10 protein-coding genes are annotated in these 12,641 nt (G+C 68.6%); 6 read left to right on the top strand and 4 right to left on the bottom strand.

Annotation, left to right across the window (positions count from 1 at the left end):
• Positions 1-505 (top strand): LysR substrate-binding domain-containing protein (locus tag HRV97_RS15235; RefSeq protein ID WP_223176893.1); only part of this gene is annotated, 505 nt, incomplete at its 5' end.
• 146 nt (positions 506-651) lie between these two features.
• On the opposite strand, the gene HRV97_RS15230 is transcribed toward HRV97_RS15235, so the two are convergent.
• Positions 652-1,368, bottom strand: a complete 717-nt coding sequence (locus HRV97_RS15230) for a recombinase family protein (protein WP_241527253.1) — start codon at positions 1,366-1,368, stop codon at positions 652-654.
• Positions 1,369-1,598: 230 nt separating this feature from the next.
• On the opposite strand from HRV97_RS15230, the gene HRV97_RS15225 reads away from it, so the two are divergent.
• The 5 genes from HRV97_RS15225 (at position 1,599) to HRV97_RS17300 (ending at position 5,074) form a co-directional block, all read left to right on the top strand.
• Positions 1,599-1,847 (top strand): AbrB/MazE/SpoVT family DNA-binding domain-containing protein, encoded by a 249-nt coding sequence (locus tag HRV97_RS15225; RefSeq protein WP_174195107.1) that lies wholly within the window; start codon positions 1,599-1,601, stop codon positions 1,845-1,847.
• Entirely contained in the window at positions 1,840-2,238 is a 399-nt protein-coding gene (locus tag HRV97_RS15220; RefSeq protein WP_174195098.1) for a PIN domain-containing protein, read from the top strand. The genes HRV97_RS15225 and HRV97_RS15220 overlap by 8 nt, the downstream gene beginning before the upstream one ends.
• A gap of 166 nt (positions 2,239-2,404) precedes the next feature.
• Positions 2,405-2,998: a hypothetical protein gene (locus HRV97_RS15215; protein WP_174195097.1), complete on the top strand. Its 594-nt coding sequence runs from the start codon at positions 2,405-2,407 to the stop codon at positions 2,996-2,998.
• On the top strand, positions 2,995-4,200 hold the full coding sequence (locus HRV97_RS15210) for a tyrosine-type recombinase/integrase (protein ID WP_174195096.1): 1,206 nt from the start codon (positions 2,995-2,997) through the stop codon (positions 4,198-4,200). The genes HRV97_RS15215 and HRV97_RS15210 overlap by 4 nt, the downstream gene beginning before the upstream one ends.
• 232 nt (positions 4,201-4,432) lie before the next feature.
• Complete coding sequence (locus HRV97_RS17300) at positions 4,433-5,074, top strand: HNH endonuclease (RefSeq protein WP_223176892.1); 642 nt, start codon at positions 4,433-4,435, stop codon at positions 5,072-5,074.
• A gap of 284 nt (positions 5,075-5,358) precedes the next feature.
• Here the strand turns inward: HRV97_RS17300 and HRV97_RS15200 are convergent, their stop codons facing one another.
• Genes HRV97_RS15200 through HRV97_RS15190 form a run of 3 tightly spaced genes read right to left on the bottom strand, consistent with a single transcriptional unit; the run spans position 5,359 to position 12,640 of the window.
• Positions 5,359-6,846 (bottom strand): septum formation inhibitor-activating ATPase, encoded by a 1,488-nt coding sequence (locus HRV97_RS15200; RefSeq protein ID WP_174195095.1) that lies wholly within the window; start codon positions 6,844-6,846, stop codon positions 5,359-5,361.
• On the bottom strand, positions 6,843-9,200 hold the full coding sequence (locus HRV97_RS15195) for a phospholipase D-like domain-containing protein (protein WP_174195094.1): 2,358 nt from the start codon (positions 9,198-9,200) through the stop codon (positions 6,843-6,845). Before HRV97_RS15195 ends, HRV97_RS15200 begins: the two co-directional genes overlap by 4 nt.
• Complete coding sequence (locus HRV97_RS15190) at positions 9,197-12,640, bottom strand: ATP-binding protein (protein WP_174195093.1); 3,444 nt, start codon at positions 12,638-12,640, stop codon at positions 9,197-9,199. Before HRV97_RS15190 ends, HRV97_RS15195 begins: the two co-directional genes overlap by 4 nt.
• Position 12,641 lies beyond the last annotated feature (1 nt).

Here is a 12,641-nt window from a genome sequence, read left to right as displayed (position 1 = left end):
TGACGTACCTGTCCCATACGGCTTCCTTCCATTCCAACGAAAGGATCGCACCATCAAACCGTGGGATCAAACACCTAACGACCGGCTCGTCTGCATGGTGCGGCGCGGTCATCCAGTGGGCGGGGGAGCCCTCACTGAGGCGCAGTTCAGCACACTCCGCTACGTCCATGCCGGCACCAGCGCACCCGGCCACCACATGATCGATCAATGGCTCTCTGATGCGGGGATTCGGCGTCAGGTCGCCCTAAGGTTGGGGCACTTCACTGTTGCCCCCGAAGTGGTGCGCAACACCGACCTGGCGGTGATCTTCCCGGAGTTCCTGAGCCGCCGCTTCAACAAGGCAGGCGAATTTCAGCTCATGTCGCTGCCGTTCGACCCACCGCCGATCGAAGTGAAGGTTCATACTCACCCCCGCTTCAACAATGACCTGGGCGTGAAATGGCTACGCAGCCTGATCGTAGCTGTTTTCGCCCCTGAAGGAACGTCGGCTGCTTCGGGGTTGTAGTCGACCCGAAGCTGTATTCATGAGCGTCATGGCTCTGCCTAGCCAAACGAGCAGCCGTGCACCGCCGTATCGCGCTTGAAAGCGGCCGGTCCGCTTACCGCCAGCTTGCATGCAGCCGGTCCGCTCACCGACCTTTGCGCAGCGCCTTACTCAAGCGTCCCAGGGCGCGAAAATCCGAACGACACGCCTGCGTCGTCGTTCACGCCGCGCTCTGACACGGCTGCAGCTTTCGCTCGGTGTAAGGCCGTCACCCGTTTTACTTGAGCAATGCTGCATCCGGCCAGTGCTGCCGTGCGAGCGATGCTCATGCCTGCCTCGCGCAAACCAATGATGCGCCTGTGATGCGCCAGATCAGGCTTACGACCGGTATAGCGCCCTGCTCGCTTGGCGATCTCGATGCCCTCACGCTGCCGCTCGCGCCGGGTTACAAAATCGTCGCGTGCGGTCTGCAGCGCCACGCGCAACAGCATGTCCTGCACCGCTTCGAGTACGATACGAGCTACCCCGACGCTGTCGGCAACAAGATCGGACAGGTCAACGATTCCGGGTACAGAGAGGCGAGCCCCCTTCCCCCGGATCGTCGCCACCAGCAACTCCGCCTCGGCGAGAGGCAGACGGCTGATCCGGTCGATCTTTTCTGCCACCACCACCTCGCCCGGCTGGAGGTCGGCAACCATGCGAAGCAGCTCGGGCCGGTCGGGCCGCGCGCCCGATGCCTTTTCCCGGTACACTGCCGCGACATAGTAGCCTGCCGCCCGCGCGGCGGCGACGATTGCCTCCTGCCGGGTTAGGTCCTGCTCGTCTGTACTGACCCGCAGGTACACGCGTGCAGCGCGGATCGGTCGTGTGCTGTCGTTTGTCATGGCTACTCTGGATACACCCTTGCGAGCCAGTCATGCAGCAGTCGGCTCAGAACGGCAACTACCGGTCCTACGTAGCCTAGCTAAGCGGACCGGGTCTAAGTAGCTGCTCCATCATCGATGAACGCTATTTCGGTGATCGGCCGTGCATCTATCCCTGCCTCCAGCTGGCGTCCGACTTTGCTATTGGGTATAAGACCGTTGGACAGGTCAGAGAAACGGGTTTGGTGCAGATGGAAGCACAGAGGGTTAGAATCGTCGATGGTGGTAAGCTCGTGATCCCGGCGGCAATGCGCCGTGAGCTCGGGATCACCACAGGTGACACCGTTCTCGTCGATGTGGACGATGGCGAGTTGCGGGTACGTTCCGTACCTAAGGCACTTGAGCGTGCTCGCGCGATCCTGCGCAAGTATGTGCCCGAAGGCGTCGGCTTGGCTGATGAGCTGATCGCAGAGCGCCGGCGTGAGTCGGAGCGTGAGTAGCAAAGTCGTACTCGATGCCTCCGTCCTGCTCTGCCTTCTGAACGATGAACCCGGGGCGGATCGGGTAGTCGACGTCCTGACCCGCAGCGTCATCGGGACGGCTAACTTGGCAGAGGTCGTGTCCAAGCTGCGAGAGCGAGGATTGTCGCTCGACGAGGTGCGTGAGGCGCTCGGCGGGCTCCACCTCGACGTTCGGCCGCTTTCTCCAGCCCAGGCGCTCATTATAGGCGACTTGCTACCGTCGACGAAGGCGCTTGGTCTTTCGCTTGGTGACCGAGCGTGTCTTGCCTTGGCTATCGACCTTCAATTGGAGATGTTCACGACAGATGGTCCGCTGGCGAGCGCTGAGGTCGGCGTCACCATCACCAACGTACGGCCGCTGGCCGATTAGCCGCACATTCGTGCTTTTGGGTACGGTCAGGCTCGGGCAGGCGAGTTCTGGCGGAGCACGGCGCCTGACGTCCACTATTTCGGGCGCAGATCCACTCTTTTCGAATACTGCTGGAGGACGAATTACGTCCACCTTTTCAAGGAAACCTACAACAGGATGGGCAGAGATGACGTCGATCGCAGCACGCTGGCGGCAGCTCGGCGACCGCGCCGAACCCCATCTCAAGCGCACCTTGTTCACCACCGTTGCGATCGGCGGCTACGTTGCGCTGATGGCGACGCTGATCCTGGTGCCGCTCGGCGTTGCCAAGCTCGGGTCGGCCGCGTGGCTTGGCCGTGTCGGCGCCGACCAAGCGCTGCATCTGACCATTGCGGGCCGCGCGATGCTTGGTGCGATCGCCGCGGCCGCGTTCGGCCTGTCGGTGGTCGCTGGCGGCTTCGCCAAGATCGCGTTCCGACCCAGCTATATCGGTCATGGCGTGCTGCTCGTGCTCGGGGTCGTTCTGGCGGTCCCGATCATCATGACGGTGCGTAGCGTGGTCGCGGTCGCCGGCAAGGTCGCGGAAGCACCGGTCGGCGACAATGTCGCTCCGGCCGGCGTGCTCCTGTTCTGGGGTTTGATGGTCAACAATGCCGCCAAGCCGATCTGGGACGAGGCGCGCGACCGAGCGGCGGAGGTGATCGGCCGCGGTGTCGGGCGCTTCGTCGCCTGGTTCGGCCGCGACGCCGCGTCGACCGACGCCGATGGCGCGCCGCGGTGACCGACAGCCAGCTGATCGTCGTCCGCGCCGGGGATGCCGGCGGTCTGCCGCAGCGGCGCGCGCTGGGCGCTGCCCCCTCCCCTGACGACCGTCTGCTAGCAACCCTCGGCCGCGCGGCACCCGCTGACCTGCCGCCGGTCAGCGCGATCGGCGTCGAGACCGCGCTCGAGGCGATGGCCGACGCGTCCAAGCTCGCAATCGCGGCCGACCTCGATTGCTGGCTCGACTGGTGTGCGAGCGAGCGCCGCGCGCCCTGCCCCGCCGATCCGGAGGATGTCGTTCGCTATCTGCGCGCGCTCGAGGCCGACGGAAAGAAGCCGGCGACGCTCAGCCGACGGGTCGCGAGCCTTGCCACTGTCCACCGTCTGCTGGGGCTCGACAGGGAGGCCAACCCCGTTGCCGCACCGATGGTGCGCAACGCCTTACGCGCGAACCGACGCCGCAAGGGCGCGGCGCAGCGTCAGGCCGCGCCGTTGCGGTTCGGCGGGGAGCTCGGCGCGACGGGTGGGTTCACGATCTCGGCGATGCTCGCTGCCTGCAGCACCGACGTACAGGGGATGCGCGACGCGGCGCTGCTGTCGGTTGGCTATGACGCGGGTCTTCGCGTGAGCGAACTCACCGCGGTTGCTGTCCAGGATCTACGACCGCAGCCGGACGGCAGCGGGCTGCTTCATCTTCCGCGCTCCAAGACCGATCAGGAGGGACTCGGTGCCTGGGCGTGGCTGTCGGCCGACACCATGCGCCGAGTGGCGGCGTGGTTTGCCGAGGCAGACATCACCGAGGGCGTGTTGTTCCGCCGCGTCGGGGTCGATCGGCGCCGCCAGCGCTCTAAGGAATTGGCGGACGCGCGCTGGGGCGATGCGGACGCGGACGGCGCCGCGCTGCTCGTCACCTATACGGTCGGGAATCAGCCCCTCACTCGTCAGGGCGTCACCGGCATCTATCGCCGGATCGCGCTCGCGGCCGCAGCAGCTGGACTGGTCGAGCTGCCCGCCGGTGAGCTCGACGCTGCGATCGCGGCCCTGTCGACGCACAGTCTGCGGGTCGGGCTCACCCAGGATCTGTTCGCTGCTGGCGAAGACGGCGCCGGCATCGCCCTCACGCTGCGTTGGTCGTCGCCTTCCACGGCCCGTCGCTACGGGCGTCAGCTCCAGGTGCAGAGCGGCGTGGCAGCTCGCGTACTCGCTCGGGTGAGATCCTAACTGCCGGTGAGGCGTAAGACTGAGCCCATCCAGCCTGACCTCTTTGAACGGCAGGTGCACACCAGATCATTTCTATGGTGCGCGAAACCGCAGAGGCCCAGTTACGGTCACTAAGCGTTCCTCGACCGTTGCTTCATGACGGACGCTCATTCATCCTGCCCGAATGTGCCGCCTGCAAGATTTGGCAGCAACGACAGGATCAAACCCACTGGCCCCCGTCGAATTCTATGCAATGACCCTTACTGCCACGGCCGACGGTCGGGCGAGCTGTAGCATCGACACCCGTTGGGTCGGTTGGCAGAGTGAGGACCGGCGCGTCGAGATGCGACAAGCCAGAGTTGTCGGCAGCGAGTTTGGGAACGGCTGGGCCGCACTCGGCCATTCATATCGTCATGTTCTAACGTTGGAGGGCCTAGCAGATTTCCTTACGTCGGGAGGGCATGCACTGGTCGAGCGGTCGGTCGCGGAGACAGGTTTTCCCGATATCGCAGAGCCGCACCCTGCGCACTATTCGGGACGCTCCGGCTTCGTCGATCCGGCGCTACTCGACCCTGGCGCGGAAAGGCGAGCGCCGACACCAAAGGTGCGAATGGCGGTGCTTCGTCGCGACAACAGGCGTTGTCGGGTCTGTGGCCGACATCCTGATGACAACGTCGACATTGTGTTGAACGTCCATCATGTCCGCCCGTGGGCTCGAGGTGGGGCGACCGAAATGGCCAACTTGATTACCCTCTGCCATACCTGCCATAGCGGCTTGGAACCTCATTTCGACCCGAGCCTGTTCGACTATCTCGATCCCTATGATGGGACCGCGATTTTGAAGTGCTTTGATGACGAGGTTGCCAATTACCGCCGTGTCTTGGAGCTTAGCTAGTCAGCTCTGAAAGTCCCTCAGCATATGAAGCATGACCCAGACGCGGACGCTCAAACCGTTTTACACTTCCTGACTTCCGCCACTCGTTAATATCGAAGTCACGGGTACTCGCCCATGAAATGCTACGGAGTCAGCTGCACCAGAGGAGTCCACGCGATCGTAGCTGTGCCGGATGGCCCATTGCCCTCCTTCCACTTACCTGAGTGCAAGGGCTTTCGCGGGCCGGCGAGGGCGGGACCGCCGTAAGCATGCCGCGGAAGTCTGCCGACAGCGGGCACTCGAAATCAGATTATGCTGGCTTCCCGCGCTAAGCTGATAGCACTGCGCAGCCGGTCCGGGGTGGGCCTCGGAATGCCGGGAGCGCCCTTCCCACGCGTCACCCGCCAGCCGCCGGGTTCCAGCACGAGGCGCAGCCGCAGGATCCTCTTCCCACCGGCACGCGCGTCGGCGAGACCGCGTCCCACGGACCAGTAGGTATGCTGGGCGATGATCCAGCTCTCGATCACGTGGGCGAGGAGGTGGGCCGGCGAGCCCTTGCCGAGCCTCTCGACGTCGGCAAGGGCGAGCGCGATCGGGAGCCGCTCGCGTCGCTCGGAGTGGTCATGGAGATCTTTCGGCGAAAGGACGGAGACGGCGAGCGCGGCAAGCGCGGCCGTCCCAACCCCCTGGCGCGCCTGCATGCAGGACTGCAGCTCGGCCATCGCGCCCACCACCGTCGCATTCTCCTCGACGAGAGAGGAGAACCAGTCACGCGCCGTGGCCACCTCCACGTCCACCTCTTCGAGCAGGCGCTGCGCCAGCACCTCGGTGGTCAGGGTGCCGCCGCCGATCTGCCCCACGATCCATTCGAACAGTGCCTCGAGCGCCAGGCGGAAGGCCTGTCGCACCTGGACGCGCCGCCAGAGCACGACCTCCTCGTGGAGCTCGTTGCTGGCCAGATCGAACATCGCCGGACGTAGCGTCTCCTCGTCCAGCTCGTCCTCCTCCACGTCCTCGCAGACGCGGGTGAGAAGGCGGAAACCGCCGCGACGGCTCCTGGATGCGACCTCGCCGACGAGCCGGTCGCACATGGCCTTGCGTTCGGCTGCGATCAGCTCGTCCATGTCCCAGACGTCCGCCCACTCCTCCGCAGTAGCCCGCTTGAGTGGGCACGGTCCCCAGCCGTTGAACAGCTTGTGGTCGAGGAGGGGCATCAGCCGCCTCTCGAAGGCGTCGAGCAGCTTCTCCGTTCCCTCACCCGGAACGCGAACGCCCGGCTGGTGCGCGTCGTCGACGAGAATCCGGAACGCCCGCAGGCCGGGTCCGTAGTTGATCGCCGCGGTCAGTGCGGTCGAGTTGCGCCGCGCCTTGACGAAGTCCGTCCACTGCTCGTCCCCGAAGCGGATCACCTTCGCGTCGCCCCAGAGCTCCGCGATGCGCTGCTTCCCGGGCAGGTCGATGCCGCCGGTGCCCTGCCGCTGGAGCAGCGACCACGCGAAGGCCACTTCGATCCGCGCAACGAAGTCCTCGTGCGCGGACAGGGGGAGCCGCTCCTTGCGCTCCCTCGCCAAGGCAATGGTCCGACGCCACGCCCAAGCCACCAGGGTGAAGGGGCGTATGTGCCGCGCCACGTTATTCAGACCGGGGAACACCTCGTTCATAAGGTCAAAGTTAATTTGGCGGAGCCCCAGCGGGTCGACGCCGCCCGCCTTCGCTTTCGCCGGCGAGACGATCGAGCAGTCCGACGCCCGCCGGCTGAGCCTCTCCAGTTCGATCAGCGCGTCCGACTTCATGCGTTCCTCACCAGGACGAACCCGTGGCAGCCGGTGTCGCAGACGCCATCGCGCGCCAGCTCATCCCTGAGCCGCGGCAGCACGATGTTGCAGGAGCACGCGCTGACGGGCTGGTCGACGAAGCGGATGCGCCGGCGCTCCGGCTCGCGGCGGCATTGCTCGAGAAGCCTGTGCCAGGACGGGTGATGGGCGAGCACCTCCAGCCCCTCTGGCACGACGTTGGTCATCAAGCCGGCCTCGAGTGCGCGCACGTCGTCGTGCACCGTGCGGGTCGCCCGTATCGCTGCGAACGTCGCATCAAGATCGGCGTCGGGAGCGAGCAGATCCCGAAACCCCGTCAGCGCGCAATCGGCTTCCGGCGCTTGGTCCGGGTCGATGCCCAGCGACAGCATGCGTCCGCGCGCCATCGCCGCGTTCAGCCCGGCTCCGGCCGCGGCCAGCTGGACGATGCACCAGGCCAGCGTGTCCTTGGCGTTCTGGCCGAGCGAAACCTTGCGCCCCAGCCCGACGAGCCGCGCCACGAACGCCTCGGTCGCGGGGTGCTCGGTGGAGACGCACACGAAGTGGGTGAGCCGCGCGATGTTCACGAGCTCCACATCGGAGGCGATGGTGGCGGTCAGCTTCTGGAAGAGCTCGGGAAAGCCGACCTCGAGCGCGTGCCGCGCCTGCGCCACGCGCTTGCGACGCGCCTTCTCGGTGCGATCGGCCTCGTCCTCGTCGTCACCCTCGATCGGGGCGGGGCCGCGCGCGAACGCCTGCAGGAGCCTTGCGACGAACCGCTGCCATGCGAGCTCCTCCTTACGCCCACCGCCCTCCTCGCGTTGGCGATCGCCAGCGTCCGCAGTGGGCCGGCCCACCAGGCCGGCATCGATCAGCGGGTCTACCTTCTCGGGCCCGCTTCCGGCGGTGCGACCGCGGATGACCGACCTCGTCCTCAGCGCATCCGGGTTGGCCCGGAAGAACTCCATGACGGCGAGCACGTCCTCGGGCGTCTGCAGGTTCTTCAGCACCGCAAGCATCGAGGGCAGCGCCTTTCCGGCGCGTCCCCTGATCGCCCCGAAGTCCGGCGCGGTCACGAAGCCTTCAGCGACCGCGTCCCCACCCTGAAAGCGCAGCTGGATCCGCCCCTCCAGCGACAGCTCCTCGTCGTCGAGCTGACCGACCGCGATCGTGAAGGCGCCGCCCTCCACCTCCACCGTTCCGATGGCGATGGTGCGCCGCGAGACCTCCAACGTGGCCACGGCCGAAGCCGCCTTCCAAGGCGTCAGGATCCGCCCCTCGATGCCCCCGTCGACGTGAGCGGCCACGAGCACGCCCACCTCGGCCTCGTCATCATCGCCCTCAAGCACCGACTTGGGCTTCGGAGGCGCCTTCGCCTCCTGGACCTGCCACCGACGTCCGGCCCGGCGATCGGTCCTCAGCACGCAGACCTCGACATTGCGCGACGTCGCGCCGCCGTGGGTCAGCGCGGCGCCGGTCGCGTTGGCGCTGCCCGACATGATCAGCCGACCACGGGCGCAGACGACCTCGAAGACCTTGGCGTGCAGGCCGCGGGCGGCCGCGTCGTCCACCGCGAGATGTTCGATGCGCACGGGCCGCACGCCCTTGGCCGCACGAGGCCAGTCCAAGCCCTCGGGCGCGGAGACCGATGCGATCGGGACGTGGGCCCGGACCTCCGCCACGCCGAGCGTCCTGGCCAGCCGCTCGACAGCGGACGCCTCCCAATAGGGAGACGCGATGGTCAGCGTCCTCGCGCCACCGAGCTCCCCGGCTGCGGCCGTCAATCCATCGACTATCGGCGCGTCGAGGCTGGTGAGCACCCGGACGGCCCCGTCGTCCGTGCCGGCGGCGGCCGCGCCGACCAGGCGATCCGCCAGCGCGCGGCAGTGGCTCCGGGCGTCGTGCTCGCAGTTCGGCGCGTCGGCGAGGGCGGCGAAGAACATGCCGATGTCGCCGACCGCCGCCGCCATCCCGTTCGCATGGAGGTGCTCGACGCACTCGAGGTTGGCGGACCAGCCGCCGAAGGTCAGGTTGCCGGATCCCACGGTCAGGTGGGTCGCGTCATCCGCCTCGAGCACCATGAGCTTCGGATGGAAGCAGCCCTGCCGCACCGCGACGGGATGCACGACGTACTCGCGGCCGATCCGGACCGCGCCCCGTTCCCGCAGCGCCATGCGGTACCCGAGCGGGTCGGTCAGGATCGTGATGTCGGTGACGCCCTGGCGCATGAGCGCCTCGATCAGCACGGCCTCGGTGAAGGACGCGCTGAACGAATAGGTCGTGAACGTCGCGCGGCGCCACGCGTGGGCCGCGATTAGGTCCAACGGGGCGATGCTGTTCGCGGGTCCGCTCACTGCAGCGCGCATTCGGAATGGAGCTGGGCGCCAACCACGGACTTGGCGATCGCCACCAGGTGGGGATGGTGGGTGAAGAAGAGGACCTGCGTCGTGCGCGCGACGTCGGCGAGCACCTCGAACCCGGCCCGCGCGCGGTCGTCGTCGAAGTTCACGAATAGGTCGTCGGCGAGGAAGGGCAGCGCGACACCGGCCGCCACAGAACGCTCCAGGGCGGCGAGGCGGAGCGCCAGGAAGAGCTGGTCGGTCGTGCCCTCGCTCATGGCGCCGACCTCCACCACCGTGCGGCCGTCGTCGCGCAGTCCGAGAAGGCGCGGCGAGCTGCCCTCGCTGTCGACCTTCAACGACGCGTACCGGCCCGTGGTGAGCTTGGCGAACAGCTCGCCTGCGCGCAGGAGGAGCGGATCCTGGTGTCGCTCGCGGTAGCGCTCGATCGCCCACTTGAGCATGACCGCCTGGGCGCGCTTCAGGATAAAGTGCTCGGACAGGACCTCGAGCTCCGCCCGCGCCTGCTCCGCCTCCGCGGCGGCGTCCGCCGCCGAGGTCGATCCGGTGTCGAACGACTGGAAGGCCTTGCGCGCCTCCCCGTGTGCGGTCGCGGCCGCGTCGACGGCGGCATTCAGGTCCGCGAGCCGCGACCGCAGCGACGATGCCGAGGCCGCCGCCTCGCCCGCATTGGTGGCCGAGCAGGCCGCCACCAGCTCGTCGAGCGACAGTCCGTCGCCCTCCTCGACGATGCGCCTCTCGATCGCGGCCAGGTCGGTCCTGAGGGCGGTCACGGCCCGGGAGCGCTCGATGGCCCCGGTCAGCTCGGTCCGGTCCGCGCAGCCGGTCTCCGCCAGAACGGACGTCAGGGCAGCTTCGGCGGTCGCCAGCGTGGCGCGCGCGCCGCCGATCCGCCTTTCCAGCGCGGTCTCCTCCTCGGTCATGCCCGTTAGGACGGCCTGCGCCGACCGTGCCGCCGACACGCGGGCCTTGAGCATGGCCAGGCGAGCCGCGGGCTCGCCGGCCGCCACGCCGAGTCGATCCGCGATGGCGCCGACGCGGTTCGCGTGCTCGCGCTCGTCCCTCACTATGCTCCCGATCCGCCGCTTCAGCGCCGCCTCGGCTGCAACCGCCTCGCGGAGCTCGTCCAGCGCGTCGAGCACCGTCCCGCAGGTCGCCACCTCGACTTCGAGACCAGCCCTGCCGATCGCCTCGCGCCATGCGCGCGCGCCTTCCTCGAGGTCGGAGGCGAGGCGCCGCGCGCGAGCGTCGAGGTCTGCGGCATCCTCGTCGATGCGATCCAGCTCGGAGCGGGCGAGCAGCCGGGCCTTGAGCGCCTCGTCGAGGGCCGCCTGGCGGCGATCGGCGATGCCGAGGACAGGCGCGATTTCACCGCCCCCGTCCGCAACGGAGAGCGCCGCGAACAGGGCGCTTCTCGCGCCATCCCGACGCGCTGCCCAACGGTCGGCCTCGGTCGCGAGCCGGCCGGCTTCGCGCGCCACCTCCTCGGCGCTGGCGCGCTCCGCCTGCCAGGTGATGAACGCCGCCGGGTCCATGGCGGGCAGGCCGGCCTGCACCAAGCGCGCTTGCCACCCGGCGAGGACCTCGCTGTGCCGCTTCGACAACGCCTCGGCGCGGGCGCGCGCCTGATCCGCTTCGAGCTCATGGGTCGACCTGCGCTGCTGCAGGATCGACAGGCGGGAGGATGCGTCGGCCAGCGCGAAGCGCAGATCGGCGCGCTCGTCCGCGGACGTCACGCTCGACTCGAAGGCCTGGACGGCCTCCTCCGGCCGCGGAAGCGGCGCTCCCGCGACCACGTGGTCGCGGATCGGGCTCCAGGTCGCCTCGCGGGCCTGCCTGGCCTCTGCCAGGTCGTCCGCCGAGACCGCGGACCCGGTCTCGACTTGGTTGATCGCGAGCGTGGCGGCCGCAACCTGCTCGGACGCGCGCCGGGCGCCGTCCTCCTCCCGCCGGATCTCCGCGATCAGGTCGGCGACGTTGTCGCGCGCGCGCTCGGCCTCGGCCGCGCCGACGACGGGGAGCGAGACCAGCTCCTCCACCTGCCCCTGCCAGGGCTTCAGCCTTGCGAGCGCCGCCTGCAGCTGCGCGGAGGCCGCATTGGCGGCGTCGCGGGCCTGCGCCACGCGGCCGTCCACGTCCGCGCCCAGGGCCTTGGCGGCATCGAGCGCCGCAGTCAGCGCCTCAGCGGCGCCGTCCTCAGGCACCTTGGCCAGCTCCGCCTCCGCCCGCCGCCGCCGCTCGCCGAGCGTGGTCCGCGCCTTAGCGATGTGGCGCTCCTCGGCCTGCAGCTCGCCACAGAACCGAGCGAGCTCGCGCAACCGCGCGGAGACGACCCGCAGAGGGGGAGGAGCGTCGGCGTTCGGACCCGCGTCGCGGCGGCGCACCTCGACGAGCGCCACCGCGGCTGCGTGCTCCGCCTGCAGGCGGACCAGGTCACGGGCCGCCTTGGCGACGGCCCCTTCCTCGACGACCATTTCGTCCACGGCCTCCGCCTCGGTCAGCGCGGCCGCATCCGCCGCCACCTTGTCGCGGCGCCCGCCCAGATCGGCGCGGAGCTGCTCGGCCATGGCGGCTTCGCGCACCGCCGCCTCCGCCTCCCCGATCAGCTTCTCGGCCGCGTCCTCGCGGAGGCGGCCCAGCTCGACAGTCGCCGCGTGCGTCGCGAGCGCATCGAGCGCCTCCTCGCGGCGGCGGGCGAGCGGGGCGATCCGCCGCATGCGCTCGAGGCCGCTGAGCTCCTCCTCCACGGCGTCGCGCTCGCGCCGCGCCCGCTCCAGGATCGAGAACGTGTCGTCGGCTGCGGCCCTGGCGTCGGTCCAGGCCTTAGGCCTGAGCGCGTTCTCCTTCACGAGCCGCGCGGCCTCGGCGAGCTGGCGCTGAGCCTGCGTGTAGGTCCGGCTCGCCTTCGCCGTGGGTCCCCAGATCGCGTCCGCCTCGGCCTCCAGGGACTTCAGTTCGTCGGCGACGGCCGTCAAGCCCGAGCCCGCCGCGAACAGGGTGCGACCCAGGTCGTTCCTCGCCTCGACCATCGCCCTGCCGCCGGAGCGGAGCGCCTCCTGATCCAGGCTGAACGAGAGGCCGAAGGTCTCCCTGGTCTGGCCCTTGAGCATGCCTCGCAGGAGAGCTTCGTCCATCGCCGCGTCCGCCTCGTCGAGCAGCGTGCCCGCGGTCCCCTTCTTGCGCCGGCATGCGAGCGTGCGCCCGGCGTCCTCCAGCACCGCCCCGACCCGGAGCAGCGCGTAGTCGAAAAGGAAGTTGTAAGGCGAGCGGGCCGGGAACCCGAAGAGGAGGTCGGACACCGCGGCCAGCGAAGTCGTCTTCCCGGCCTCGTTCGCGCCGTAGACGATGTGCAGGTCGGGGCTGCCAGCCCTGAACTCCAGCTCGCAGCCCTCGAAGCGGCCATAGCGCTCGAGCGAAAGCCTGGCGAAGCGCATG

Source organism: Sphingomonas hominis (assembly GCF_013328205.1).
Taxonomy (GTDB): Bacteria; Pseudomonadota; Alphaproteobacteria; order Sphingomonadales; family Sphingomonadaceae; genus Sphingomonas; species Sphingomonas hominis.
The sequence above is the reverse complement of the archived record's forward strand: the minus strand, read 5'-3'. Positions and strand labels throughout refer to the sequence as shown.